This is a genomic window from Pseudomonas sp. Pseu.R1 (assembly GCF_045764065.1).
GTDB lineage: Bacteria > Pseudomonadota > Gammaproteobacteria > Pseudomonadales > Pseudomonadaceae > Aquipseudomonas.
The window spans coordinates 4,555,120-4,580,598 of the sequence record NZ_JBJGEE020000001.1; the positions used below are offsets into that span (position 1 = coordinate 4,555,120).

A 25,479-nucleotide genomic window follows, 5' to 3' on the forward strand; every position below is an offset into this window, starting at 1 on the left:
CTTTGATTAGACGGTTATCGCTGCACCTCCGATAGTGGCTGCCATGACCGGCGCACTTCTGGCAGGGCGTCGACAATAAAAACAACAACATCGAGGTACGCACCCATGGCTCGCAGCAGCGCCGATGTGCCCCTGTCCGCAACGGGCGATTCCTTCGCATCCCCTACGTCAAGCGTTGCCAGTGCCGCCCGGGCCAGCACGGTGCGGTGGCGCATCTTCGCAATCATTTTTGTGCTAACGATGGTCAACCTGATCGACCGGGTGTCGCTGTCGATTGCGATGCCGACCATCGCCAAGGAATTCACCCTTTCGCCTGCGATGCAGGGGCTGATTTTGAGCAGCTTTTTCTGGGCCTACGCGCTGTTGCAGATTCCCGGCGGCTGGATGATCGACCGCTTTGGGCCGCGCCGTGTGATCACCTGGTCCACCGGTTTGTGGGGCACGTTTCAGGTATTGGCCGGGTTCGCCACGGGCGGCGCTTCGCTGCTGTTTGCGCGGATGTTCCTCGGTGCTGCTGAAGCGCCGCTGTTTCCGTCGGGCGGCAAGCTGATTTCGTTGTGGCTGGCGCCGAGCGAGCGCAGTCGCGGCGCGGTGATGATGGACAGTGGCAGCCCGTTGGGCGTGGCGCTGGGCGGGCTGATCATCGCTTATTTGATCGTTTCGCTAGATTCGTGGCGTTCGGCCTTTGTGATTGCCGGTGTGGCGACGCTGCTGTTGGGCTGGGTGTCGTGGCGTTATCTGCGTGACGATCCGTTGGTGCATCCGCAGGTCAACGAAGCGGAGCTGGATAAGATCAACGCTGGTCGTGAAACCACGGCAGCCGAGGCGGCGAAGGCCAAGGTCAAAGGGCTGGGCATTGCGGCGCGTTCGCTGGTCGGCCTGCTGGTGGGGCGTTCGACGTGGGCGATGGTGTATTTCGGTCTGCTGACTTGGGGGCCGAGTTATCTGGCTCAAGCGCGCGGCTTCGATATCAAGGGAATCGGCTTCGCGACCTTTGTGATTTTCATCTGTGGCTCGCTCGGTTCGCTGACTGGCGGTTTCCTCTGCGACGGCTTGATTCGCAAAGGCGTGCGCCGTGGCGTGGCGGTCAAAGGGCTGCTGACGTTCTCCGGCGTGATTGCTCTTGGCGCGCTGCTGGCACTGCCACAGTTGAGTGACCCGATTGCAGCCGTCGCACTGCTGGCGATGACCGCGTTTTTCCTGATGTGGGGCAGCCTGTACTGGAGCTTCCCGGCGTTGCTCGCGACTCCGGCTCGCGTCGGTTTGATCGGCGGCGTGATGAACCTGGCGGGCAGCATCGGTGGCATCTTCGTGCCGATTCTGGTCGGCCTGATCCTGCAATTCTTCGGTGGCTTCGGCGCGGTGCTGGGCTTCTTCGCGATCTGCGCAGCGCTGTTCGTCCTTGCGACGTTGCTGATCGGTCTCGACGGCAAGCAGGAGGTGAACCATGTCTGAGGCGGTCTACAACGGGCCGATTGTCGATGCTCATCATCACTTCTGGGACCCGCAGGCCAACTATCACCCTTGGTTGGCGGAGGGGGCAAACATCCCGTTTCGTTACGGCGATTACTCGGCGATCAAACGTCGCTATTTGCCACCGGAATACTTCGCCGATGCAGGCGAGCACAACGTGGTGCAGACCGTTTACGTCGAGACCGAATGGGACCCGACTGACCCGATTGGCGAGACCCGTTTCATTGAACAAATCGCCGCGCGCTACGGCGTGCCCAACGCGGTCGTGGCGCAGGCGTGGCTCGATCATCCCGAAGCGACTTCACTGTTGGCTGAGCAGGCGTTGTTCTCCAGCGTGCGCAGTGTGCGGCACAAGCCGGGCGGCCCGACATCACCCGAGCAAGTGGGTGAGCTACGCACGCTGATGAGTGATGAGCACTGGCGCCGCAGTTACGCGACGCTGCATGAACTGGGCTTGCGTTTTGACCTGCAAACCCCGTGGTGGAACTTGCCGGAAGCCGAGTGGCTGGCACGGGACTTTCCCCAGACCACACTGATCCTCAACCACGCGGGCTTACCCTCGGATCGCAGCGTTGAAGGGCTTGCCGGGTGGCATGCAGCGATGTCGAGACTGGCCGAGCAGCCTAACGTCGTGGTGAAGATCTCCGGGCTGGGTTTGCCTGGCAGACGCTGGAGCGCCGCAGACAACGCCTGGATCGTGCGCGAGATCATCGCCATGTTCGGCGCCGAGCGCGCGATGTTCGCCAGCAACTTTCCGGTCGACAGCCTGTGCGGCTCGTTCGACGACATCTACAGCGGTTTCAAACACATCGTTCGTGATCTGCCCCGTGCCGATCAGGAGCGTCTTTTCTACAGCAACGCGCAACGCATTTACCGTTGTGAGCCGTGTGCCTTGGCCCGTCCACGGCAGGAACAGATGAGGAGTCAGGCATGAACAAAACCCGTATTGCGATGGTGCTCGGCGACCCGGCGGGCATTGGGCCGGAATTGATCGCTCGCTTGCTCAGCGATGAAAAAGTGCGCAGTCAGGCTCACGTCGTGCTGATCGCCGATGAGAGCGAGATGCGTAGGGGCATGGACATCGCGGGGCTGTCGTTTCCGTATCGGCAGATCGAGTCGCTGGATGCGCTGGATTTCACCGATGACACGCCGCTCTTTTACAACTTTCGGGGCGATGCCGTGGGCGAATTCCCGCGCAGTGAGGCCAGTGTCATCGGCGGTCGTTACTCGCTGGACACGCTGAAAGTCGCCCTTGAGCTGACAGCCGCCAAGACCACCAACGCTGTGTTGTTCGGGCCGCTGAACAAGACTTCGTTGCACATGGCGGGCATGGCCCACAACGATGAACTGCATTGGTTTGCCGAGCTGTTGGGGTTCGACGGGCCGTTCTGTGAATTCAATGTGCTGGACAATTTGTGGACTTCCCGCGTGACCTCTCACGTGGCGTTGTCGGCGGTGCCGGGGATGTTGAGTCAGGAGCGGGTGATCGAGGCGATTCGCTTGATCGACACCGCCCTCAAGCGCAACGGCCTGAAGGCGCCACGCATTGGTGTGTGCGGCTTGAATCCGCACAACGGCGACAACGGTTCGTTTGGCCGCGAGGAGCTGGACATCATTGGTCCAGCGGTGAAAACCGCGCAGGAACAGGGCATCAACGCTGACGGGCCGTATCCGGGGGACACGATTTTCTTGAAAGTACAGGGCGATGCCAGCGCGTTCGACGCGGTGGTGACGATGTACCACGACCAGGGCCAGATCGCGATCAAGTTGATGGGGTTCTCGCGCGGCGTGACGGTGCAGGGCGGCTTGCCGATCCCGATTACCACGCCTGCCCATGGGACGGCTTTCGATATTGCCGGGAAGGGCAAGGCGAATGTTGGCGCGATTCGCCAGGCGTTCGAGATTGCCTGCCGGATGGGGCAGAGCAACGTTTGACCCGCTGAGCTCTACAGCAACAGCCCATGTTTTTGCCGCAAGGTGTGATGAGCGCTTTGCGGTTTTTTTTGCCTGCGGTTTTTTGATCGCGGATATATAGCTTCTGCCGAAGGCGTGGGAGCCGGCTTGCTGGCGAATGCGTCGGGTCAGATAAATCAACGTTGAATGAAACCCCGCTTTCGCCAGCAAGCCGGCTCCCACAGAGATGTGTGTCGCACCGTGGATTCATGATCGGCGCGATTCTGCGGAAGGCAGCTCTCACCGCCCTATAACCCCACGTATCTAAATGCTTTCTAAGTGATCACCTGTAGCTATCACTGGATACGCATAAGTGATTGGCCGCGCCCCGTTCCGGCTGGCTAAATTCACCCCATCGACGCGCAGCGCCAGCGCCAGACGCATCGAATAACAACTACAAAAAGCCTGTCCCGTCTCATGCGGGGTAGCGGGCACCGAGGAACACACAGATGACAGCTCCTGTTTCTGCTCAGGCTCTTGATCGGGCCATTTCCAAAAGCCGGCTCCGCCTGCTGCCTTTCCTGATTCTCATGTACATCCTGGCCTTCATCGACCGTTCCAACGTCGGCTTTGCCAAAGCCGCGCTGGCCGCTGATACCGGTCTGGGCGATGCGGCGTTCGCGTTTGGCGCGAGCATCTTCTTCATCGGTTATGCCTTCTTCGAGGTGCCCAGCAACTACATGCTGCACAAGCTCGGCGCCAAGGTCTGGCTGTGCCGGATCATGGTCACCTGGGGTTTGGTTTCGGCGGCAATGATGTTCGCCCACAACGCCCAGACCTTCTACGTCCTGCGCTTCCTGCTGGGTGTGGCCGAAGCCGGTTTCTTCCCCGGCATCATCCTTTACCTCACCTACTGGTTCCCGTCGAAAAGCCGTGGCCAGGCGTTGGGCCTGTTCTACTTCGGCCTGCCGCTGGCGCTGGTCTTTGGCAGCCCGCTGTCGGGTTGGTTGCTGGACTTCCACGGCGTGTTCGGCCTGACCAACTGGCAGTGGCTGTTCGTCGTCGAGGGCCTGATGGCGTCGGCCGTGGGCATCGCGGCGTACTTCTATCTGGTCAACCGTCCGGCGCAGGCTCGCTGGTTGAGCGATGAAGAAAAGCATGCGCTGAGCAGTGCCTTGGCTGAAGAAGATTCGAAGAAGAAAGCCAGCCCGCATGGTTTCTTGAGTGCTCTGCGCAACGGTCGCGTGCTCAAGTTCTGCGTGGCGTATTTCACCATTCAGATGAGTGTGTACGGCGTGGTGTTCTACCTGCCGACCCGCATTGCGGGTCTGGGCGACGGCCACGTGGGTCTCAATGTTGGTCTGATCACCGCGATCCCGTGGGTCTGCGCGCTGATCGTCACTCGCTTGATCACCCGTTACGCCGACCGTACTGGCCTGCACCGTCGTCTCGCCGTGTGCATGTTGACCATGGCCGCGTTGGGCATCGCCGCCTCGGCGTTGGGCACGAGCACGGTGCCGGTGGTGATCGCGTTTTGCTTCGCGGCGGCCGGGTTCGTTGCCGTGCAACCGCTGTTCTGGACCATCCCCACCAACTACCTGAGCGGCGCCGCAGCGGCAGGCGGCATTGCGTTGATCAACTCCATCGGCAATCTCGGCGGCTTCGTCGCGCCGAACCTGAAAACCATCATGGAAGCCAGCTATGGCGACCCGCGCGCAGGCATGTTTGCCCTGGCGGCGGTTGGCATTCTCGGCGCCATTTTGATCGCTCGTTTGAAGCAGCAAGACACCCCGAACGCTCCCACTCCGCTGACCAGCGCACAGGTCGGCTGAACTCAAATCCTGAAGTAGCAATCAAGGAATCGCACCCATGAAAATCAAGGCAATCCGTACCCGCGTCTTCGAATGGAAAGGCAAGGTCGTTCCACCACAAGCGCACTTCTGCACCAACGCCAGCGACATCCTGTTCGAGCGCGGCGACGCGATGGGCTCCTTTCGTTTCCACGGCTGGCTGGTGGTGGAAGTCGAGACCGACAACGGTATCGTCGGCATTGGTAACTGCGCCCTCGCACCTCGCGTGGCCAAGGAAATCATCGACACCTACCTGGCCCCGATCGCCATTGGCGAAGACCCGTTCGACAACGAATACATCTGGCAGAAAATGTACCGCCAGAGTCACGCCTGGGGCCGCAAAGGCATCGGCATGGCGGCCATTTCGGCCATCGACATCGCCATCTGGGACATCATGGGCAAGGCCGTCAACAAGCCGGTGTTCAAACTGCTCGGTGGCCGCACCAAAGAGAAGATCTGGACCTACGCCTCCAAGCTCTACGCCAACGACAATCTGGACCTGTTCCTGGAAGAAGCGCAGGGCTATCTGAGCCAGGGCTTCACAGCGATGAAGATGCGTTTCGGCTACGGCCCGAAAGACGGCCCGGCAGGCATGCGTCGTAACATCGAACAAGTGCGCGCGCTGCGTGAACTGGCAGGTCCCGATGTGGACATCATGCTGGAGTGCTACATGGGCTGGACCCTGGAATACGCCCGTCGCATGTTGCCGAAACTGGCTGAATTCGAACCGCGCTGGCTGGAAGAACCGGTGATTGCCGACGACTTGGAAGGCTACATCGAGCTGAAGAAGATGGGCATCATGCCGATCTCTGGCGGCGAGCACGAGTTCACTTCGTATGGTTTCAAAGACATGCTCGAACGCCGCGCGGTCGACGTGATCCAGTACGACACCAACCGCGTGGGCGGCATCACCGCTGCGCGCAAGATCAACGCCATGGCTGAAGCCTGGTCGGTGCCGGTCATTCCTCACGCCGGTCAGATGCATAACTACCACCTGACCATGTCCACCACCGCCTCGCCGATGTCCGAGTTCTTCCCGGTGTTCGACGTCGAGGTCGGCAACGAGCTGTTCTACTACGTGTTCAAAGGCGAGCCTGCGCCGGTCAACGGCTACATCCAGCTGGACGACAACAAGCCGGGGTTGGGGCTGGAGATCTCGGAAGAGTATCTGAGCGAGTTCAACATTATCGAGTGATGAGCAAACGTCGCCCGCCTGCGATTGCGCGGCGGGCGCATCTCACTCTGTGGGAGCGAATTCATTCGCGAGAGGTCGGCACATCCGACACAAATGTTTTGAACGTAAAACCGAATCGCGAATGAATTCGCTCCCACAGGATCGTCACGTGTGTTTTTGAAAGACCGGCTTCTGGAGACAAACAATGCGCCTGATCCAATTCGAAAACAGCACCGGACAACGCCAGGTCGGCGTGGTCGAAGGTGCGCAGGTCAACGTCGTTCGCAATACCACCAGCACCCGCGAACTGGCTCTGGCCGCCATTCGCAGCCAACACTCTCTGCAAACCGAAGTCAGCAAACGCGGCACCGAGTCTGGTCCTGATTACTTAGCCTTGCTGCAAAACGGCCAGGTTCTCCCGCCACTGGATCACGAAGACCCGGCCCACTGCCTGATCAGCGGCACCGGCCTGACCCATCTGGGCAGCGCCTCGGCTCGCGACAAGATGCACCAGCATGACGGTGAGGTCGAAGCGGGCATGACCGACACCATGAAAATCTTCAAATGGGGCATCGAAGGCGGCAAACCCGCCCAAGGCCAGGTCGGCGCGCAGCCGGAGTGGTTCTACAAAGGCGACGGCAGCATCGTCGTGCGTCCCGGCGCGGACTTCCCGGTGCCGCCGTTTGCCGAAGACGCAGGCGAAGAGCCCGAGTTGACCGGCCTCTACGTCATCGGCGACGACGGCCAGCCGTACCGCCTCGGCTACGCGCTGGGCAACGAGTTTTCCGACCACGTCATGGAGCGCCGTAACTACCTGTACCTCGCCCATTCCAAACTGCGCTATTGCGCTTACGGCCCTGAGCTACGCATCGGCGAGCTGCCGCGTCACCTGTCCGGCATGAGCCGCATCAAGCGCAATGGAGAAGTGATCTGGGAGAAGGAATTCCTCAGCGGCGAGGACAATATGTGCCACAGCCTGGCGAACCTCGAATACCACCACTTCAAGTACGTGCAGTTCCTGCGTCCGGGGGACGTGCACATTCATTACTTCGGCACGGCGACGCTGTCGTTTGCCGACGGCGTGAAAACCCAGCCTGGCGACCGCTTCCAGATCAGCCTCGATGCGTTCGGCGCGCCGTTGGAAAATGGCATCGGCGAAGGCCCGCGTCCGGTGGCGATCGGTCAGGTCAAAACCCTTTGAGGAGCGTGTGATGTCTTCGAATCAAGGACACAACTTCATCGCCGGGCAGCGCAGCGCGCAGGGTTCGGTGCGGTTGAACAGCCTCGACGCCACCACCGGGGATGCCTTGCCGCATGCGTTCGTGCAGGCGACCGAGGCCGAAGTCGAAGCCGCCGCCAAAGCTGCTGCCGAAGCGTTTCCAATCTATCGCAACCTGCCAGCGGAAACGCGTGCGCAGTTTCTCGACGTCATTGCCGATGAACTGGACGCGCTGGGCGATGACTTCGTGGCCACCGTTTGCCGCGAAACCGCTTTGCCTGCCGGGCGCATCCAGGGCGAGCGCGGTCGCACCAGCGGCCAGATGCGCCTGTTCGCCAAGGTGCTGCGGCGTGGTGATTTCTACGGCGCGCGGATCGACCGCGCGTTGCCGGATCGCCAGCCACTGCCACGCCCTGATTTGCGTCAGGTGCGCATCGGCGTCGGCCCGGTTGCGGTGTTTGGGGCGAGCAACTTCCCGCTGGCGTTTTCCACGGCGGGTGGCGATACCGCGTCCGCGTTGGCCGCCGGTTGCCCGGTCATCGTCAAGGCCCACAGCGGCCACATGGCCACCGCCGAGCGCGTGGCCGAAGCGGTGACCCGCGCCGCCGAGCGCACCGGCATGCCCAAAGGCGTGTTCAGCATGATCTTCGGTAATGGCGTTGGCGAATGGCTGGTCAAGCATCCGCTGATTCAAGCGGTCGGCTTCACCGGCTCGCTCAAGGGCGGTAACGCGCTGGTGAAAATGGCTTCGGAGCGTCCTCAGCCGATCCCGGTGTTCGCCGAGATGTCGAGCATCAACCCGGTGTTCGTGTTGCCCGAGGCGTTGGCGGTGCGTGGCGAAAAGATCGCCTCGGAACTGGCCGCTTCGGTCACCTTGGGTTGTGGTCAGTTCTGCACCAACCCCGGTTTGGTCATTGGTCTGCGTTCGCCTGCGTTCAGCCGTTTCCTTGAACAGCTCAGCGCCAACATGAACGATCAGGCGCCGCAGACCATGCTCAACGCGGGTGGGCTGGTCAGCTACAGCAAAGGGCTGGGGCACTTGCATGGCCACGGCGGAGTGACGCATTTGGCCGGTCATCCACAGCAAGGCAAACAAGCGCAGCCGCAGTTGTTCAAGGCAGACGTGAGCCTGCTGCTCAACGGGGATGAGCTTTTGCAGGAAGAGGTGTTCGGTCCGACCACCATCGTCATCGAAGTCGAGGATGAGGCGACGTTGAAAGCGGCGCTAAACGGATTGCGCGGCCAACTGACGGCTACCGTGATCGGCGAGTCGGCTGAATTGACGAGCCATGCCTGGCTGATGCAAGCGTTGCAGGAGAAGGTCGGGCGCGTGTTGCTCAACGGTTATCCGACAGGGGTGGAGGTGTGTGACGCGATGGTCCATGGCGGACCGTATCCGGCGACCTCGGATTCTCGGGGGACTTCGGTGGGGACACTGGCGATTGACCGCTTCCTGCGCCCTGTGTGTTTCCAGAACTACCCGGATGCCCTGCTGCCCGAGGCGTTGCAAAACGCCAACCCGCTGAAGATTCGCCGGTTGGTGGATGGGGATATTACTGATTCAGCGCTGTAGCCCAAACGCCGATCAACCCTGTGGGAGCCGGCTTGCTGGCGAATACGGTATGTCATTCAGCATTGATGTGACTGATCCGACGCATTCGCCAGCAAGCCGGCTCCCACAAGTACGGTATGCACTTGTGGAGTGGGATCAAACCCGCGCCGTCTGTTTCTCGGTCACCTCAGTAGGCGACGCATCGGCAAAGTGATTCACCTGCCGCAGCGGCTTGAAGCCCCACATCCAGGTCCCCACCACACCCAGCGTGCACAGCCCACCAAGCACCGCCGCAGGCACCGCGCCGAACATCGCAGCGCTGCTGCCCGCGCGGAATTCACCCAGCTCGTTGGACGAGCCAATGAACAGCATGTTCACCGCGTTCACCCGGCCGCGCATGTCGTCCGGGGTCGAGAACTGCACCAGCGTCGAGCGAATGTAGACGCTGACCATGTCTGCCGCACCGGCGATCATCAGCGCCAGCAACGACAGCCAGAACAGCGTCGACAAGGCGAACACCAGATTGGCCAGGCCAAATACCGCAACGGCGATGAACATCACCAGCCCGACATGGCGATCAAACGGACGCGCCGCCAGATACAGCCCTGTACTGACTTCACCCAGACTCATTGCACTGCGCAGCGCCCCCAGCCCTTGTGGCCCCAGATGCAGCACTTCATGAGCGTAGATCGGCAGCAACGCCACCACACCGCCCAGCAGTACCGCGAACAGGTCCAACGAGATGGTGCCGAGGATGATCGGTCGCGAACGAATGAAGGCAATGCCTGCGGTGAAGCGCTTCCAGGCGGTGGATTCAAGGATCTGTTTCTTCCCGGCGAACAGCACCGGCACCCGCATCAACAACAGCACGCCCGCGATGAAGCTGGCCATGCACACGGTGTACGTCAGCCCACCGCCACCCGCAGCGTAAAGACCACCGCCGACCAAGGGACCTGCAATAGTGGCGATGCGCATGATCATGCTGTTCGTCGCAATCGCCGACGCCAGCTTCTCGCGGGGCACCACTTGCGGCAGCAGGCTTTGCAGCGCCGGGCCGGTGAAGGCGCGGGCGCAGCCGAAGAGGGCGAGGGTCGCGTAAATCAGGCGGGTGTCTTGATGGTGGGTGACCGAGAACAGCATCAGCATCAGGCTGCACAGCGCTTGTACGGTCCAACTGACGGCCAGGATCAACTTGCGGTCGTAGCGGTCGATCAGATCGCCTGCGGGCATCAGCAACAACAGCATCGGAATGAACTGCGCCAGCCCCACGTAGGCGAGGGAAATCGGGTCGCGGGTCATGTCGTAGACCTGCCAGGCGACGACGACGGCCTGAATTTGCATGGCAAACACGGCAGCGAGGCGGGCAGTCAGGAAGGCAAGGAAACCGGGCAGTTTGAGCGCGCTTTCAGAGGCAGACGAGGCGGGCGTATCGGAACTCAAGGCAGGACATCCATCGAAGCGAAAGACGGCCGACCGTTATACACCGGTAAGGAGGTATATGCCTCTTACTGTCAGAAATTTAATGATGGATGGTGCGTTGTTAGTTGACTGACCGCCGGGTATTGAGCTGACAGGAAACTTGTGGGAGCCGGCTTGCTGGCGAAAGCGGGATGTCAGAAACATTAATGTCGATTGACACACTGCATTCGCCAGCAAGCCGGCTCCCACAGGTCCGGCGGTGTTTGTCGGATCAGCGTCTGACCAACAACACACCCGACTCCATATGGTGCGTATACGGAAATTGATCGAACAATGCGCAACGCTCGACCCGGTGGGTGTCGTGCAATTGCGCAATGTTGGCGGCCAGGGTTTCCGGGTTGCAGGAAATATACAGAATCCGGTCGAAACGTCGGGTCAGCTCGCACGTGTCCGGGTCCATTCCCGCACGTGGGGGATCAACGAACACGCAACCGAAGTCGTAGCTCTTCAGATCGACACCGGCCAGACGACGGAACGGGCGCACGTCATTCAGCGCTTCGGTCAGCTCTTCGGCAGACAGACGCACCAGCGTGACGTTGTCCACGGCGTTGTCCGCCAGATTGCTCAGCGCGGCGTTGACCGACGTCTTGCTGATCTCAGTGGCCAGCACTTTGCGCACACGGGTCGCCAGCGGCAGGGTGAAGTTGCCGTTGCCGCAATACAGCTCCAGCAGGTCATCTTCCCGCTCGCCCAACGCCTCGTACGCCCAGCTCAGCATTTTCTGGTTCACGGTGCCGTTGGGCTGGGTGAACGCGCCCTCTGGCTGGCGATAGCTGAAGGTGCGCCCAGCGACGTCCAGTTCTTCCGTCACGTAATCGTGACCGATGACCAGACGTTGGCCCTTGGAGCGACCAATCACGCTGACGTTGAGATCCTTCGCCAGTTGCTCGGCCTCTTGCTGCCAGGTGTTGTCCAGCGGGCGGTGGTAACACAGCGTAACCATGCCGTCGCCCGCCAATGTGGTCAGGAAATCCACTTGGAACAGCTTGTGGTTGAGCGTCTGACTGGCTTCCCAACGATCACGCAACACGGGCATCAACGCGTTGATCTGCTGACTGGCGATGGGGAAATCGTTGATCAGGATCGGCGCGTATTTGTCGCCGGGCGCGAACATCGCGTAGTGACGCTTGCCGTCTTCGCGCCAGAGGCGGAATTCGGCACGCAGGCGGTAGTGCTCGCGGGGCGAATCGAAGACTTGCGGTTCAGGCGCGTCAAACGGCTTGAGCAACTCGCGCAGGCGCTGGGCCTTTTCGTCGAGCTGCTGGCTGTAGTTGGCGGGGTCGAACGGAGCACTCATGGGTAGAAGCCCAACTTGATCACGAACAGAATCGACAGCACGACCAGCGCCGAATTCAGCTCACGGCCACGACCTGACAACAGCTTGATCACGGTCCAGGAAATGAAGCCGAAGGCGATGCCGTTGGCGATGGAGTAGGTGAACGGCATCGCCAACGCAGTCAGCACCACAGGCGCGGCTTCGGTGATGTCTTCCCAGTTGATTTCCGCCAGGCCCGAGGTCATCAGCACGGCGACGAACAACAGCGCAGGGGCAGTGGCGAACGCGGGAACGCTACCGGCCAGCGGAGCGAAGAACAGTGCCAGCAGGAACAGCACGGCAACGACGATGGCGGTCAGGCCGGTGCGGCCTCCGGCGCTCACGCCCGCAGCGGATTCGATGTAGCTGGTAGTGGTCGAGGTGCCCAGCAGCGAACCGGCCATGGCGGCGGTGCTGTCGGCGATCAGGGCGCGGCCCATTTTCGGCATGTGGCCGTCTTTGCCCATCAGGCCTGCGCGTTTGGCAACGCCGATCAGGGTACCGGAGTTGTCGAACAGATCAACGAACAGGAAAGAGAAAATCACGCTCACCAGGCCGATGTTCAGCGCGCCCGCGATGTCCAGTTGCAGGAAGGTCGGCGCCAGCGATGGCGGCATCGACACCACGCCACCGAACGGCGAGAAGCCCAGCACGATCGAAACGATGGTCACCGCCAGAATGCCGATCAGCACCGCGCCGCGCACTTTCAGGGCTTCCAGGCCCACGATCAGGGCAAAACCCAGTGCCGCGAGGATCGGTGCGGGTTTGGCCAGATCACCCAGACCGACCATGGTGGCCGGGTTGCTGACCACGATTTCCGCGTTGTGCAGGGCGATCAGCGCCAGAAACAGGCCAATACCGGCCGCAATGGCCGACCGCAACGGCAATGGAATGCTGTTGATGATCCATTCACGGATGCGAAAGATCGACAGCAGGAAGAACATCACCGCCGAAATGAACACCGCACCCAGTGCCACTTGCCAGGTGTGGCCCATGTGCAGGACGACGGTGTAGGTGAAGAAGGCGTTCAGGCCCATGCCCGGCGCCAGGGCAATCGGGTAGTTGGCGATCAGGCCCATGACCGTGGAGCCGATGGCAGCTGCCAGACAGGTCGCGACGAAGATGGCGCCCTTGTCCATGCCGGTCGCGCCGAGGATGCTCGGGTTGACGAACAGGATGTAGGCCATGGCGAGGAACGTCGTGACCCCGGCCAGAATTTCGGTACGCACATTGGTGTTATGTGCTCTGAGTTGAAACAGCCGTTCCAGCATGTGTGGCTCCCCGGTGACGCATTGCGCCATTAATGAAATCGACTAAAACAGCAAAGCACAGCGAGCCGAAACAGCCTGCACAAATTCTGCCAGTCACAAAAAGCCGCGCATCATACCAGCAGCGTTGCGCAAAGGGGGCGGGTGCCGGTCGGGGGATGGGATTTGTCTGGATAGTCATTTCGTCAGGCGCCCCGTTCTCCTGTGGGAGCCGGCTCCCACGGGAATCTGTGGCTGGCGGATAGAGTGGTGTCAACCCGCTACCTTTACCAATGTCGCCCCAGTGCAAGCACAGGTCGCGCTGGTGCGTTTGGCTCGCAAGGCGGCTGCGTAATTTGCATCAACGCGGCAGCAATGCATTGTCGTGGGGCTTCAAGCCTTAGAAATAAACTGCCGAAAAGAGCTGATTAAAAATAACGAGCCGACCCGAGGAGCACGCATGAACAGAATTATTCGCCAGATCAGTTGCGCGGTGTTGATGCTGAGCAGTACCGCTTACATGGCAGCATCAACGGCAGCGGAGCCTGCCAAATGTCAGAGCGTGCGGATGGGGGTGGTCAACTGGACCGACGTGATCGCCACCAGCGCAGTGGCTGAGGTGCTGCTGCAGAACATGGGTTACGAGGTCAAGCAGACCAGCGCCGCACAGCAGATCGTCTTCGGTGGCTTGCGCGATGATCGTCTGGACGTGTTCCTGGGTTACTGGAAACCGGCGATGGACAAGAACATCGCGCCCTTCGTCGAGGCCAAGCAGGTCAAGGTTTTCGACACCCCCAGCATGAGCGACGCCCAGGCCACTCTGGCAGTGCCGCAATACGTGTACGACGGCGGCCTGAAAACCTTCGCTGACATCGCCAAATTCAAAGACAAACTCGGCGGCAAGATCTACGGCATTGAGCCGGGAACCGGCGCCAACGCCAACATCAAAGGCATGATCGAGAAGAACCAGTTCGGTCTGGGTGGCTTTCAGTTGGTCGAGTCCGGTGAAGCGGGCATGCTTGCCGCCGTGCAACGTGCGACCAAGCGTAACGAGTGGGTCGTCTTCGTCGGCTGGACCCCGCACCCGATGAACATCAACATGAAAATCGCCTACCTGACGGGCAGCGAGGACGTGTTCGGTCCGGGTGAAGGCGCTGCGACCGTATCCGTGGTCACGGCTCCGGACTACGCGACCCGTTGCCCGAACGTCAACAAGCTGATGAGCAACCTGAAGTTCACCGCTGCTCAGGAAAGCCAGATGATGGTGCCGATCATGGACCGCAAGGCGCCGAACGATGTGGCCAAGCAATGGCTCAAGGATCACCCGGAGGACATGAAGCGCTGGCTGGAAGGTGTGACCACGTTTGATGGCAAGGATGCAGCGGCGGCAGTGCAGGTGGCGGTTAATAAGTAATCGAGCGTTGGGTTGCTATTTGCTTGGCGGTTACAACGTTGTCGGCTGGGTTATGTTGTGGGAGCCGGCTTGCTGGCGAATGGCGTCTGTCAGTCGATGAATTCATGACTGATTCACCGCTTTCGCCAGCAAGCCGGCTACCACAAGCATTGCATCCAGCCCGAGACATTCGATACGCACCCTCATGCGGCGTGATCGGAGAAGGGAGGACGCAATGAGCTATCCGCTCTCGCCAGAAATGGCGCTGTTCATCGAGAAAACCCTCAGCTTCAGCGTCGATTCGCTGGAAATCGCGGCGCAACGCCGTGCTTATTCTCGGATGTGCGAGGCCTTCACCCCTATTCGTTCCCGTCGTCTGGAGGTCCGAAATTTCACCCTGGCGGGGGTGCCTGTGCGCGCTTATCGCCCTCATCAATTACCCCTCGATCAACTCGCGCCCTGTGTGGTGTACCTGCACGGCGGCGGCTGGGTGGTGGGAGATCTGGATTCTCATGATTTTCTCACCGCAGCGCTGGCCGTGGATCTGAATGCGGTGGTCATCGCTGTGGATTATCGTCTGGCCCCCGAGCATCCGTTTCCCGCCGGTTTTGGGGATTGCCTGGCGGTCTGGCACGCGCTACAGATTCAAGCTCAACGGCTGGATATCGACCCGCATCGCATCGCCATCGCTGGAGACAGCGCGGGGGGCAATCTGGCGGCAGCGGTGTGTCTGGCCTTGCGCGATTCCGGCGAGCGTCAGCCGGTGGGGCAAGTGTTGGTCTATCCGGGGCTGGGCGGCAGTGATGACCTGCCGTCGCGCAGTGAGTGTTCCGATGCGCCTCTGCTCAGTACGGCGGACCTCACGTTTTATCGGCAGCTTTACCTCAAGGACGACGAGCGTTCGCCTTATGCGATGCCGCTCAACGCCTCCGATTTTCGTGGGCTTGCACCTGCGTTCATTGCGGTTGCGCAGTTCGACCCGCTGCGTGACGACGGGCTCTGCTACGAACGAGCGTTGCGCGAGGCGGGGGTTATGACTGAGTTCGATCCCGGCATGGGGTTGGTGCATGGCAGCCTGCGCGGCAAGGGGCAGGTGCCGGAGGTTGATACGCTGTATCAGCGCTTGGTCAAGGCACTGCTCGGTTTTTTGCGCAGCTCACTGTGATCGCGGGCAAGACTCGTTCCTACGGCCTACGGCCTACGGCCAGAAGCCAAAGCGCGCCATCACATGCCGGAGATTCATTACCACTCATCTGATCCGCTCCCCCGCCAACTGCTCTGCATCAAAGGGTGAGGCAACTCGTCACGCGACAAAAGGCCACGCAGTTCATGCGCCGAAATGGGACTACTCTTTCAAGGTCGGTTGACCTGTATCAAGGGCGCAATGGCCTTTGGTTGATCGGTCGGCTTGACACGGCCCCTGCGACCCGAATCTGAGCGCGAAACCCAAAAGAACGAACGCGTCACGCTGAACTCAATACATCGTGGGGGGCAGCCGCTCACTAGCCGGTATCACCTGATAGAGGAAGACCTATGTTCGGTTTAGAGGCGCTCGATCTCGCCCGAATGCAGTTCGCGTTCACCGTTTCATTCCACATCCTGTTCCCTGCCATCACCATCGGTCTGGCGAGTTTCCTCGCGGTGCTCGAAGGCCTCTGGCTCAAGACCCACGACAACACCTACCGCGACCTCTACCACTTCTGGTCGAAGATATTTGCCGTCAACTTCGGCATGGGCGTGGTCTCCGGTCTGGTCATGGCTTACGAGTTCGGCACCAACTGGAGCCGTTTCTCCGACTTTGCCGGTGCCATCACAGGCCCCTTGCTGACCTACGAAGTGCTCACGGCCTTCTTCCTCGAAGCGGGTTTTCTGGGCGTCATGCTGTTCGGTTGGAACCGCGTGGGCCGTGGCCTGCACTTCTTTTCAACCGTCATGGTCGCGGTTGGCACGCTGATTTCCACCTTCTGGATTCTGGCGTCCAACAGTTGGATGCAGACGCCGCAAGGTTACGAAATCGTCGACGGCCGCGTGATTCCGGTCGACTGGCTGGCGGTGATCTTCAACCCGTCGTTCCCATTCCGTCTGGCGCACATGGCGATTGCTGCGTTTGTCGCAACGGCCTTCTTCGTCGGCGCCTCGGCAGCCTGGCACTTGCTGCGCGGGCGTGACAATCCGGCGATTCGGCGCATGCTGTCGATGGCCATGTGGATGGCGCTGGTCGTTGCTCCGATTCAAGCGATGGTCGGTGACGCCCACGGGTTAAACACCCTGGAGCATCAACCGGCGAAGATCGCGGCCATCGAAGGCCACTGGGAGAACGTCGGCGATGAGCCAACGCCTCTGATCCTGTTCGGCTGGCCGGACATGAAAGAAGAGAAAACCAAATTTGCGCTGGAAGTGCCGTATCTGGGCAGTCTGATCCTTACCCACAGCCTCGATAAGCAGATTCCGGCGCTCAAATCATTCCCGCCGCAAGACCGACCCAACTCCACCATCGTGTTCTGGTCGTTCCGCATCATGGCCGGTCTGGGCATGCTGATGATTGCCGTGGGCCTATGGAGTGCCTGGCTGCGCTGGCGCGGCGGGTTGTACAGCAATCGCTGGTTCCTGCGGCTGGTTATGGTCATGGGGCCGTCGGGGTTGATCGCGCTGCTGGCAGGCTGGTTCACCACTGAAATCGGCCGTCAGCCGTGGGTGGTTTATGGCCTGCTGCGCACCGCCGATGCGTCGTCAAATCACAGCGTGGGGCAGATGACCCTGACGCTGGTGCTGTTCGTCGTCGTGTATTTTGCGCTGTTCGGCGCAGGTTTCGGCTACATGATGCGCCTGGTGCGCAAAGGGCCGAAAACCCACGAGGGCGACGATCTGCCGCACGGCGGGCCAGGTCAAAAACGCACACCCGCACGTCCTCTCTCTGCTGCCGACGAAGGCACCGAAGAAGGCCACAAAGACCGCCTGCACGAGGGGCACTGAGTCATGGGTATCGATCTTCCACTGATCTGGGCCGTGATCATCATCTTCGGCATCATGATGTATGTCGTCATGGACGGCTTCGACCTCGGGATTGGCATCCTTTTCCCGTTCATCAAAGGCAAATCAGACCGCGACGTGATGATGAATACCGTCGCACCGGTCTGGGACGGTAATGAGACGTGGCTGGTGTTGGGCGGAGCCGGTTTGTTTGGCGCGTTTCCACTGGCCTATTCCGTCGTGCTCGAGGCCTTGTATCTGCCCCTGATCTTCATGCTGTTCGGGCTGATTTTCCGTGGCGTGGCATTTGAGTTCCGCTTCAAGGCGACCGACGAGAAACGCCATCTTTGGGACAAGGCCTTCATCGGCGGCTCGCTGGTGGCAACGTTCTTCCAGGGCGTGGCACTGGGCGCGTTCATCGATGGCATTCCGGTGGTCAACCGCGCTTATGCAGGCGGCGGCCTGGACTGGCTGACGCCGTTCTCGCTGTTCTGCGGCCTGGCGCTGATCGTTGCGTACGCGTTGCTCGGTTGTACCTGGCTGATCATGAAAACCGAAGGCGGCTTGCAGAAGGCCATGCACGATCTGGCGCGCCCGCTTGCTGTCGCTACGTTGGTGGTCATGGCGATCGTCAGTCTGTGGACGCCACTGGCGCATCAGGACATCGCCGATCGCTGGTTCAGCCTGCCGAACCTGTTCTGGTTCATGCCGGTGCCTGCGTTGGTGCTGGTGACCATGTACGGTTTGTTCAAGGCCGTGCAGCGCAACGCGCACTACACGCCGTTTCTGCTGACGCTGGTGTTGATCTTCCTGGGTTACAGCGGTCTGGGCATCAGCCTGTGGCCGAACATCATCCCGCCGTCGATCTCGATCTGGGACGCCGCTTCGCCGCCACAGAGCCAAGGCTTCATCCTGGTAGGCACGCTTTTCATCATCCCGTTCATTCTGGGGTACACCTTCTGGAGCTACTACGTGTTCCGCGGCAAGGTCACCCACGAAGACGGCTACCACTAAAAGGGCAGGGCGATGACGAACGAAGAAGATGACGTTGCGCTGAAAAAGCCGCTCTGGCAGCGCTTGGGCTGGCTGCTGGTGATCTGGTCGGGCAGCGTGCTGGCGCTGTTCATTGTCGCCAGCCTGTTGCGGATGTTCATGACAGCGGCGGGGATGAAGACGCACTGATCAACGCTCAGCCGCAACGATGAACCCTCGTGGTAGCCGCCTTGGTGGCGAAAGCAGTGTGTCAGATAAATTGATGCCAACTGACACTTCGCCTTCGCCACCAAGGCGGCTCCCACAGGGTGTATCCGGAGCTGTGAGATTTACTTCCTGGCCTTGAGAATCACGAACTTCGGCGTCGCCGCCACTTGTTCTACGCCTCGAAACAACCGCGCCAGTTTGGCGTGGTAGCCCAAATGCCGGTTGCCGACGATGTACAACGCGCCGCCGGTCACCAATGCCGAACGCGCCTGTTGAAACATCCGCCAGGCGAGAAAATCCCCGACCACTTGCTGCTGATGGAACGGCGGATTGCACAGCACCACGTCCAGCGAGTCCGGTTCCTGGCCTTCAAGCCCATCGGCCGCGCGAATCACCGCTTCACGGTCACCCAGTGCCAGCCGCCAGTTTTCCTGCGCCGATTGCACGGCCATGTACGACTCATCTACCAGCGTGTACTGGGCATCCGGGTTGGCCAACGCGCTGGCAATCGCCAGCACGCCATTGCCGCAGCCCAGATCCGCCACCCGCGCTGAACCGAGGTTTTTCGGCAAGTGCGGCAGGAATGCCCGTGTGCCAATGTCCAGCCCGTCGCGACAGAACACGTTGGCGTGGTTGACCAGTTCGATTTTCGGCGCGTCCAGCGTGTAGCGCGTCGGGAAGGGCGAGGGCTGGAAGTCTTTCGGCTCGGGGGTGCAGAACAGCAATCGGGCCTTCTTGACCGCCAGCGAGGCTTGCACCGGACCGATGTAATCCTCCATCAACTCGCCTGCCGAGCGCGGCAAGTGTTTGATCATGCCCGCCGCCACGACGTGTGCGCCGGGTGCCAGTTGGCCTTGCAGGCGAATCAGTTGTTCCTCCAGCAATGCCAGGGTCTTTGGCACGCGAATCAACACCCAGTCAAACGGTCCGTTCAACGGCTCGCTGGCCGGGATCACAGGCACCGCGTTATACGCCTGGCCGTTACGGGCAAGGTTTTTTTCCAGCGCCTGAACCGCCAGAAACGAATCGGTGCTGCTGAATACGGAGGCGTGAGGGGCCAGGCTGGCGGCCAGCGCACCGAAGCTGTCGTTGAGGATCAATACGCGGGTCTGTAGCGTTACGCCGTGCTGGGCCACGTGATTGAGCAGGTACTCGTCCGCAGCGTCGAATGCTTGCAGGGGTTCATCCGACTGTTCTGGCTGGCGAATCAGATCGAGCTCGGCGAAGGGCGTGGTAAGCAGGGGCATGTGCTGGAAAATTCCATTCGTTGACGACGTGATCGGGCACGCGGCGGATGTCATGTAAGCGCCGTTGCAACCGGACTCACGAAACCAGCGATTTTACGTGTTTTTCGCGCTCGCGCACCTGCGGCTTTTCAGGGGTATCGCCACCCTCGACGTCCACTGCCATGATGGGAATGGCGCCGTGCAATGCTGCCTGCACTACCGCCGATATTTTGTTGCTGACCCCCATTTTGCGAATCGCGCTGCTGATGTGAAAGTTCACTGTGCGTATTTTCACGTTGAGAATCAGCGCCACTTCAGCGGCCGTTTTACCTTCAGCTGACCATTTGAGCACCTCTATTTCTCGCGACGTCAGGCCCCTGTGAAGCAGTGGTTTGGCAGTCGTCATGCGCAGCAGGTCCAGTTTCATGTAGTCCATCACCCACCCCATGTCCGTTTTGACTGACTGCCCTGTTCTTGAAGTCTAGAAAAGGAATCTGCTGACGGGCGTACCCTGCTCGTGGAGGGATGACGGAGGGGAGTTCACGAGGCTGCGAAGCTTTCGAGCAGGTCGTTTTTTATCAACGGGTTAGCTCGACGGCCAAGGGGCGTTCATCTTTTGTCGCGATAACATCAATCGCGAAATACTCTAAGAAACGCAGGTGCTCAACCGGGCGTCGAGGGATATCACTACAAACCTGCGGTGTTTATCGGCCCCGGTTTGCGGGAAACTGTGCGTCATTGAGTGAGCGACAGGAGCCCGACGCGCCCATGACTGCCAGTGCAGAAAAATTCACCCGGCAAACGCTGCTGGACGTGACCCCGTTGACCCCGAGCCTGTTTACCCTGCGCACCACGCGTGATCCGGGGTTTCGTTTCACGGCAGGGCAATTTGCGCGTCTGGGCGTGACCAAAGCCGACGGCAGTACGGTATGGCGGGCGTATTCGGTGGTGTCATCACCCTTCGACGAATTTCTGGAGTTTTTCTCTATCGTGGTGCCAGGCGGCGAGTTCACCAGTGAGCTGAGTCGGCTGCGCGAGGGCGACACCGTGATGGTGGAGAAACAGGCCACGGGTTACCTGACCCTCGACCGCTTCACCGATGGACGCGACCTGTGGATGTTGTCCACGGGCACGGGCGTTGCGCCGTTTCTGTCGATCCTGCAGAACTTCGAAGTGTGGGAGAAGTTCGAGCGCATCATTCTGGTGTACAGCGTGCGGGAGGCGAAGGAACTGGCGTATCAGGAACTGATCGCCGAACTCACGCAACGCGAGTACCTGGCCGAGTATGCCCACAAGTTTCAGTTCATCGCGACGGTGACCCGTGAAGAGCATCCTGGCGCGCTGCACGGTCGCATCACCACACTGATCGAGAACGGCGAGCTTGAGAAGGCCGCAGGGGTTGAACTGTCGCCAGAGCATTCGCGGGTGATGATCTGTGGCAACCCGCAAATGATCGACGACACCCGCGCGCTGCTCAAAACTCGCGACATGCGCCTGGCCCTGACCCGTAAGCCGGGTCAGGTGGCGGTGGAGAATTATTGGTAAAGATACTGGCTTTTGATTCTGGCCACGCTCCTACGCCCTTCGGGTAGAAACAGCGCGTCAAACCAACCGATCAGGATTCACCGGCAGCGGCGCAGCCGGTTTGCTGTTCTGTTCTTTAAGCAGGTCGCGGATCTCGGTCAGCAAGGTTTCCTGTGGCGTTGGTGCTGGCGGAACGGATGGCGCCTTGGCCTCTTCGCGTTTCAGACGGTTGATCGCTTTCACACCCATGAAAATGGCGAACGCCACAATCAGAAAGTCGATCACGGTCTGGATGAATTTGCCGTAGGCCAGAACAACGGCCGGAGCCGTTCCTTCTGCGGCGCGCAAGGTGATAGCCAAATCACTGAAGTCCACGCCGCCAATCAGCAGCCCCAAGGGCGGCATGATGACATCGCCGACGAACGACGAAACGATCTTGCCGAATGCCGCGCCAATGATGATCCCGACGGCCATATCGACCACGTTTCCTTTGACGGCAAAGGCTTTGAACTCGCTCAGTACGCTCATGGTGTATTCCTTTGTTACAGATGAGGGTGGTAGATGCAGTGTAAGTCAGTGACCTGCATCTCGCGTAATCCATTCAATCGACCGGACCGTGGCGCGTTAGTTTTATCGAATGATCCAGAAACCCGCCTCAGACTCCTTGGATAAACCCTGATGTGAGGCATGGGGTATGATTGCCCTTTTTTGCTGCGGGGGTTCCATGGCCAAGGCCAAACGCATGTATGGCTGCACGGAGTGTGGCGCGACCTTTCCCAAGTGGGCCGGGCAGTGCGGCGAATGCGGCGCCTGGAACACGCTGACCGAGACCATGATCGAGAGCGGCGGCGCAGCGGCGCCAGCGGGGCGTGGCGGATGGGCGGGGCAGCAGGCGCAGATCAAGACGCTGGCAGAGGTCAGTGTCGAGGAGATCCCGCGTTTCTCCACCAACTCGGCAGAACTGGACCGTGTCCTCGGCGGCGGTCTGGTCGATGGCTCGGTGGTGCTGATCGGCGGTGACCCCGGTATCGGCAAGTCGACCATTTTGCTGCAAACCCTCTGCGCCATCGCCGAGCGCATGCCAGCGCTGTATGTGACGGGCGAAGAGTCGCAACAACAGGTCGCCATGCGCGCCCGCCGCTTGAGTTTGCCGCAGGACAAGCTGCGGGTGATGACCGAGACCAGCATCGAAACCATCATCGCCACAGCCCGTATCGAACAGCCGAAAGTCATGGTGATCGACTCGATCCAGACCATTTTCACTGAGCAACTGCAATCGGCACCGGGCGGCGTGTCCCAAGTGAGGGAAAGTGCTGCGTTGTTGGTGCGTTACGCGAAACAGAGCGGTACGGCGATCTTTCTGGTCGGCCACGTGACCAAAGAGGGCGCATTGGCCGGACCTCGCGTGCTCGAACACATGGTCGACACGGTGCTGTATTTCGAAGGCGAGTCTGACGGGCGTCTGCGTTTGCTGCGGGCGGTGAAAAACCGTTTCGGTGCGGTCAACGAACTGGGCGTGTTCGGCATGACCGACAAGGGCCTGAAAGAGGTCTCCAACCCTTCAGCGATTTTTCTGACCCGCGCCCAGGAAGCGGTCGCAGGCAGCGTGGTCATGGCCACGTGGGAAGGCACCCGGCCAATGCTGGTGGAGGTGCAAGCGCTGGTCGACGACAGCCATCTGTCCAACCCGCGCCGCGTGACCCTCGGTCTGGATCAGAACCGGCTGTCGATGCTGCTGGCGGTGCTGCATCGCCACGGCGGCATTCCGACCCACGATCAGGACGTGTTCCTCAATGTGGTCGGTGGGGTGAAGGTGCTGGAAACCGCGTCTGATCTGGCGTTGATGGCAGCCGTCATGTCGAGCCTGCGCAATCGCGCCCTGCCGGGGGATTTGCTGGTGTTCGGCGAAGTGGGGTTGTCAGGGGAAGTGCGTCCGGTGCCCAGTGGTCAGGAGCGCTTGAAGGAGGCGGCCAAGCATGGCTTCAAACGTGCCATCGTGCCGAAAGGCAACGCACCGAAGGAGGCGCCGCCCGGACTGACCGTGGTGGCCGTGACCCGGCTGGATCAGGCGCTGGATGCGCTGTTCGAGGAGTAGAGCGATGGCGGCCGACTCGTCGGCGATGGCTCGATAACGCGACTGAAAAATTGACGCCATAATGATGTCACATTAATATCGCGCCCGTGGTTTCGCTGGCGCACTCTTCCGCGTTGCTCTGGTTACTCCCCCTCCCTCAGATTTGAATATTGCCGCGTCGGTGCTCTGGACCGATACGCACGGCTGTTCGCCCGAAATAAGGATGTTGGCTGTGAAACGGGTTTCTTGTTTTTTGCTGTTGAGCGCGATGCTTTCGCTGACGGGCTGTTTTTCTTTCAATACCTACGGCCCTCTGGGCGAGCCTGAAAAGGCAGCCTCGGTCAGCAGTCCTCGTGTTGCGCAGATGTCGGATGTGGTCATTTCCGCCCCTGATATCAACGACGACCTGCGCAAGAACGCGAGTCGTCAACTGACGGACCAGATCAATCACTACCTGGAAAGCGCCGGTTACTTCAAAGACCTGTCGGTGTTTCCGGCAAAACTGGGTGATCAGGACGTTCTGCTGAAATTCAACCTGACCTCCTTGCACGGCAAACGCACGCCGCACCCGGCTTACTTTCCGGGGGCTTTGCTGACGTTGACGATCTACATCTGGGTCAACGGCCCGGTTTACGTCGACACCTATGATCTGGCGGGCGAACTGAGCATCGAGGATCGCACGGGCAAAACGCTGGCCAAGTCGATGCAGCGAGTCGATCAGCCACGCAACGTCGGATTGTTCGATCCCGATTACGCAGCGCCCGGTCTGGGCAGTCCACAACTGCGCGCGTTGATCACCAAGCTGACAGACGACGCTGTCACGCAATTGAATGCTCACTGAAAGGATTCGACAGAATATGAAGCGCACGTTGAAAACGCTGTTGTTGCTGGTTGGGGTATCGCTGACGGGCTGCGTGTCGTACTCGCAACATGATTTGCCCGTGGTGCAAAACTGGCCGTTGCCGAACAAGGAAGCGGCAGCCAAGCCTTCGGCCTACATTCGGTTCACCACCCTGCACACGATGAATGGCCAGCAGACGCCGGGCGGCACCAGCCCGGCGGCGTGGGAAAAGGTGTTCGTCGATAACGTCAAACAGTCCGAGCGCTTCCAGAGCGTGACCACCGACAAGACCGAGTCGGATGTGTATGTCTACGCCACGCTGCGCAATCAGGAAACCGGCAGTTTTGCCAGTGCGATCCTGACCGGTGCCACCCTTTACGTGATCCCGACCACGTTCGACAACAAGCTGGTTCTGGAAACGGTGTACAAGGACCGCGACGGAAAAACGCTCGGCCGTGTCGAGAAGAGTGAGACGGTCACGACCTGGATGCAATTGTTGCTGGTGTTCGCGCTGCCGTTCAACCAGTCGCCGGACGGCATCATCCAGCACCTGACGCAAAGCTCGCTGGAAGAAGCGGTCAAACAGAAGCTGATCTAAGCGGACCAATCAGCAGGCACGGGGCCAGCCCCGTGCCTCATACCTCGATCAGCGCCGCCAGTTCGCGCTCCAGCTCTTTGGGATCACCCAGATTCCACTCCACTAGCCTGCGCAAATGCGTCACTGACTCCAGCCCGATGTGCTCGCAGACAAAACCCAGATGATTGTGGTCGTCGTGGGTCAGCCTCACTTCCATCTGCACGTCGATATCCACATTCAAATGAATGTCGACGATGAACGGTTCGTCCGGATTGCCCAGCCAGGGCGACGGGCGTTCGATCAGCAATCCCTTTAGAGAAAGATCGATGAGGTGCACAGGCCAGCTTTTCTGGCCCTGAGTCAGCTCGGTCCTGGCATCGAACGAGATACGTTTAAAACGGCGACGCTCTTCGTGGGAATCTGTCATGACTCGACTTCTCCTGAGCCGTGTGGCGGCGAGTGCATAGACTAT

At 60.3% G+C, this 25,479-nt stretch carries 22 protein-coding genes and 1 pseudogene; 16 read left to right on the forward strand and 7 right to left on the reverse strand.

The annotated features are described in order from the left end of the window. The first annotated feature begins 105 nt into the window (after positions 1-105). The 7 genes from ACI5GA_RS20820 (at position 106) to ACI5GA_RS20850 (ending at position 9,182) form a co-directional block, all read left to right on the forward strand. Entirely contained in the window at positions 106-1,455 is a 1,350-nt protein-coding gene (locus ACI5GA_RS20820) for an MFS transporter (protein WP_421424103.1), read from the forward strand. Continuing rightward, positions 1,448-2,407 (forward strand): amidohydrolase family protein, encoded by a 960-nt coding sequence (locus tag ACI5GA_RS20825; protein ID WP_421424105.1) that lies wholly within the window; start codon positions 1,448-1,450, stop codon positions 2,405-2,407. Before ACI5GA_RS20820 ends, ACI5GA_RS20825 begins: the two co-directional genes overlap by 8 nt. After that, complete coding sequence (locus tag ACI5GA_RS20830; RefSeq protein WP_404639272.1) at positions 2,404-3,408, forward strand: 4-hydroxythreonine-4-phosphate dehydrogenase PdxA; 1,005 nt, start codon at positions 2,404-2,406, stop codon at positions 3,406-3,408. The genes ACI5GA_RS20825 and ACI5GA_RS20830 overlap by 4 nt, the downstream gene beginning before the upstream one ends. A 467-nt stretch (positions 3,409-3,875) precedes the next feature. After that, positions 3,876-5,198 carry an MFS transporter gene (locus ACI5GA_RS20835; protein ID WP_421424107.1) on the forward strand — a complete coding sequence of 441 codons (1,323 nt, stop codon included), beginning with the start codon at positions 3,876-3,878 and terminating at the stop codon, positions 5,196-5,198. A gap of 37 nt (positions 5,199-5,235) precedes the next feature. After that, positions 5,236-6,411 (forward strand): L-rhamnonate dehydratase, encoded by a 1,176-nt coding sequence (locus ACI5GA_RS20840; protein ID WP_404639276.1) that lies wholly within the window; start codon positions 5,236-5,238, stop codon positions 6,409-6,411. 184 nt (positions 6,412-6,595) lie between these two features. After that, entirely contained in the window at positions 6,596-7,591 is a 996-nt protein-coding gene (araD1, locus tag ACI5GA_RS20845; RefSeq protein WP_421424110.1) for an AraD1 family protein, read from the forward strand. A gap of 10 nt (positions 7,592-7,601) precedes the next feature. Continuing rightward, a complete protein-coding gene (locus tag ACI5GA_RS20850; protein WP_421424112.1) occupies positions 7,602-9,182 on the forward strand; it encodes an aldehyde dehydrogenase (NADP(+)) in 1,581 nt (526 codons plus the stop codon). 135 nt (positions 9,183-9,317) lie between these two features. On the opposite strand, the gene ACI5GA_RS20855 is transcribed toward ACI5GA_RS20850, so the two are convergent. The 3 genes from ACI5GA_RS20855 to ACI5GA_RS20865 form a co-directional block, all read right to left on the reverse strand. Next, positions 9,318-10,601, reverse strand: coding sequence for an MFS transporter (locus ACI5GA_RS20855; protein ID WP_421424114.1), 1,284 nt, complete (start codon positions 10,599-10,601; stop codon positions 9,318-9,320). 250 nt (positions 10,602-10,851) lie between these two features. Beyond that, on the reverse strand, positions 10,852-11,937 hold the full coding sequence (trmA, locus tag ACI5GA_RS20860) for a tRNA (uridine(54)-C5)-methyltransferase TrmA (RefSeq protein WP_421424116.1): 1,086 nt from the start codon (positions 11,935-11,937) through the stop codon (positions 10,852-10,854). After that, a complete protein-coding gene (locus tag ACI5GA_RS20865; protein WP_404639286.1) occupies positions 11,934-13,226 on the reverse strand; it encodes an NCS2 family permease in 1,293 nt (430 codons plus the stop codon). Before ACI5GA_RS20865 ends, trmA begins: the two co-directional genes overlap by 4 nt. 475 nt (positions 13,227-13,701) lie before the next feature. Between ACI5GA_RS20865 and choX the strand changes: the two genes are divergently transcribed. The 5 genes from choX (at position 13,702) to ACI5GA_RS20890 (ending at position 18,747) form a co-directional block, all read left to right on the forward strand. Continuing rightward, positions 13,702-14,616 carry a choline ABC transporter substrate-binding protein gene (gene choX / locus ACI5GA_RS20870; protein WP_404639362.1) on the forward strand — a complete coding sequence of 305 codons (915 nt, stop codon included), beginning with the start codon at positions 13,702-13,704 and terminating at the stop codon, positions 14,614-14,616. Between the two features lie 214 nt (positions 14,617-14,830). Then, the gene (locus tag ACI5GA_RS20875) at positions 14,831-15,760 is read left to right on the forward strand and encodes an alpha/beta hydrolase (protein ID WP_421424119.1); all 930 of its coding nucleotides are present in this window, start codon (positions 14,831-14,833) and stop codon (positions 15,758-15,760) included. A 368-nt stretch (positions 15,761-16,128) separates the two neighbouring features. Next, entirely contained in the window at positions 16,129-17,568 is a 1,440-nt protein-coding gene (locus ACI5GA_RS20880; RefSeq protein ID WP_404639290.1) for a cytochrome ubiquinol oxidase subunit I, read from the forward strand. A gap of 3 nt (positions 17,569-17,571) precedes the next feature. Beyond that, the gene (cydB, locus tag ACI5GA_RS20885; RefSeq protein ID WP_404639292.1) at positions 17,572-18,579 is read left to right on the forward strand and encodes a cytochrome d ubiquinol oxidase subunit II; all 1,008 of its coding nucleotides are present in this window, start codon (positions 17,572-17,574) and stop codon (positions 18,577-18,579) included. A 12-nt stretch (positions 18,580-18,591) separates the two neighbouring features. Further along, positions 18,592-18,747 carry a DUF2474 domain-containing protein gene (locus ACI5GA_RS20890; protein WP_404639294.1) on the forward strand — a complete coding sequence of 52 codons (156 nt, stop codon included), beginning with the start codon at positions 18,592-18,594 and terminating at the stop codon, positions 18,745-18,747. Between the two features lie 140 nt (positions 18,748-18,887). On the opposite strand, the gene ACI5GA_RS20895 is transcribed toward ACI5GA_RS20890, so the two are convergent. Next, positions 18,888-20,012 carry a methyltransferase gene (locus ACI5GA_RS20895; RefSeq protein ID WP_404639296.1) on the reverse strand — a complete coding sequence of 375 codons (1,125 nt, stop codon included), beginning with the start codon at positions 20,010-20,012 and terminating at the stop codon, positions 18,888-18,890. Between the two features lie 175 nt (positions 20,013-20,187). Beyond that, a pseudogene (locus tag ACI5GA_RS20900) lies at positions 20,188-20,397 on the reverse strand (helix-turn-helix domain-containing protein); the annotation flags it as partial. A gap of 362 nt (positions 20,398-20,759) precedes the next feature. Between ACI5GA_RS20900 and ACI5GA_RS20905 the strand changes: the two are divergent. Further along, on the forward strand, positions 20,760-21,536 hold the full coding sequence (locus tag ACI5GA_RS20905; RefSeq protein ID WP_404639298.1) for a ferredoxin--NADP reductase: 777 nt from the start codon (positions 20,760-20,762) through the stop codon (positions 21,534-21,536). A gap of 57 nt (positions 21,537-21,593) precedes the next feature. Here ACI5GA_RS20905 and mscL read toward each other — a convergent pair whose 3' ends face one another. Next, on the reverse strand, positions 21,594-22,043 hold the full coding sequence (gene mscL, locus ACI5GA_RS20910; protein ID WP_404639300.1) for a large-conductance mechanosensitive channel protein MscL: 450 nt from the start codon (positions 22,041-22,043) through the stop codon (positions 21,594-21,596). Between the two features lie 196 nt (positions 22,044-22,239). Between mscL and radA the strand changes: the two genes are divergently transcribed. The 3 genes from radA (at position 22,240) to ACI5GA_RS20925 (ending at position 25,028) form a co-directional block, all read left to right on the forward strand. Further along, positions 22,240-23,610 (forward strand): DNA repair protein RadA, encoded by a 1,371-nt coding sequence (gene radA / locus ACI5GA_RS20915; RefSeq protein ID WP_404639302.1) that lies wholly within the window; start codon positions 22,240-22,242, stop codon positions 23,608-23,610. A gap of 211 nt (positions 23,611-23,821) precedes the next feature. Further along, positions 23,822-24,430: a hypothetical protein gene (locus ACI5GA_RS20920; RefSeq protein WP_256602076.1), complete on the forward strand. Its 609-nt coding sequence runs from the start codon at positions 23,822-23,824 to the stop codon at positions 24,428-24,430. Positions 24,431-24,446: 16 nt separating this feature from the next. Further along, positions 24,447-25,028, forward strand: coding sequence for a hypothetical protein (locus ACI5GA_RS20925; protein ID WP_421424123.1), 582 nt, complete (start codon positions 24,447-24,449; stop codon positions 25,026-25,028). 37 nt (positions 25,029-25,065) lie between these two features. Here the strand turns inward: ACI5GA_RS20925 and ACI5GA_RS20930 are convergent, their stop codons facing one another. Further along, positions 25,066-25,434, reverse strand: coding sequence for a PilZ domain-containing protein (locus ACI5GA_RS20930; RefSeq protein ID WP_404639306.1), 369 nt, complete (start codon positions 25,432-25,434; stop codon positions 25,066-25,068). Positions 25,435-25,479: the final 45 nt, after the last annotated feature.

Excerpts from the sequence above, each read along its gene's own strand:
- ACI5GA_RS20930 (WP_404639306.1), bottom strand. The coding sequence starts at position 25,434 with ATGACAGATTCCCACGAAGAGCGTCGCCGTTTTAAACGTATCTCGTTC.
- ACI5GA_RS20820 (WP_421424103.1), top strand. The coding sequence starts at position 106 with ATGGCTCGCAGCAGCGCCGATGTGCCCCTGTCCGCAACGGGCGATTCC.
- ACI5GA_RS20875 (WP_421424119.1), top strand. The coding sequence starts at position 14,831 with ATGAGCTATCCGCTCTCGCCAGAAATGGCGCTGTTCATCGAGAAAACC.
- araD1 (WP_421424110.1), top strand. The coding sequence starts at position 6,596 with ATGCGCCTGATCCAATTCGAAAACAGCACCGGACAACGCCAGGTCGGC.
- ACI5GA_RS20865 (WP_404639286.1), bottom strand. The coding sequence starts at position 13,226 with ATGCTGGAACGGCTGTTTCAACTCAGAGCACATAACACCAATGTGCGT.
- ACI5GA_RS20835 (WP_421424107.1), top strand. The coding sequence starts at position 3,876 with ATGACAGCTCCTGTTTCTGCTCAGGCTCTTGATCGGGCCATTTCCAAA.
- ACI5GA_RS20895 (WP_404639296.1), bottom strand. The coding sequence starts at position 20,012 with ATGCCCCTGCTTACCACGCCCTTCGCCGAGCTCGATCTGATTCGCCAG.
- ACI5GA_RS20890 (WP_404639294.1), top strand. The coding sequence starts at position 18,592 with ATGACGAACGAAGAAGATGACGTTGCGCTGAAAAAGCCGCTCTGGCAG.
- choX (WP_404639362.1), top strand. The coding sequence starts at position 13,702 with ATGCTGAGCAGTACCGCTTACATGGCAGCATCAACGGCAGCGGAGCCT.
- ACI5GA_RS20905 (WP_404639298.1), top strand. The coding sequence starts at position 20,760 with ATGACTGCCAGTGCAGAAAAATTCACCCGGCAAACGCTGCTGGACGTG.
- mscL (WP_404639300.1), bottom strand. The coding sequence starts at position 22,043 with ATGAGCGTACTGAGCGAGTTCAAAGCCTTTGCCGTCAAAGGAAACGTG.
- ACI5GA_RS20880 (WP_404639290.1), top strand. The coding sequence starts at position 16,129 with ATGTTCGGTTTAGAGGCGCTCGATCTCGCCCGAATGCAGTTCGCGTTC.
- ACI5GA_RS20825 (WP_421424105.1), top strand. The coding sequence starts at position 1,448 with ATGTCTGAGGCGGTCTACAACGGGCCGATTGTCGATGCTCATCATCAC.
- cydB (WP_404639292.1), top strand. The coding sequence starts at position 17,572 with ATGGGTATCGATCTTCCACTGATCTGGGCCGTGATCATCATCTTCGGC.
- trmA (WP_421424116.1), bottom strand. The coding sequence starts at position 11,937 with ATGAGTGCTCCGTTCGACCCCGCCAACTACAGCCAGCAGCTCGACGAA.
- ACI5GA_RS20925 (WP_421424123.1), top strand. The coding sequence starts at position 24,447 with ATGAAGCGCACGTTGAAAACGCTGTTGTTGCTGGTTGGGGTATCGCTG.
- ACI5GA_RS20840 (WP_404639276.1), top strand. The coding sequence starts at position 5,236 with ATGAAAATCAAGGCAATCCGTACCCGCGTCTTCGAATGGAAAGGCAAG.
- radA (WP_404639302.1), top strand. The coding sequence starts at position 22,240 with ATGGCCAAGGCCAAACGCATGTATGGCTGCACGGAGTGTGGCGCGACC.
- ACI5GA_RS20850 (WP_421424112.1), top strand. The coding sequence starts at position 7,602 with ATGTCTTCGAATCAAGGACACAACTTCATCGCCGGGCAGCGCAGCGCG.
- ACI5GA_RS20830 (WP_404639272.1), top strand. The coding sequence starts at position 2,404 with ATGAACAAAACCCGTATTGCGATGGTGCTCGGCGACCCGGCGGGCATT.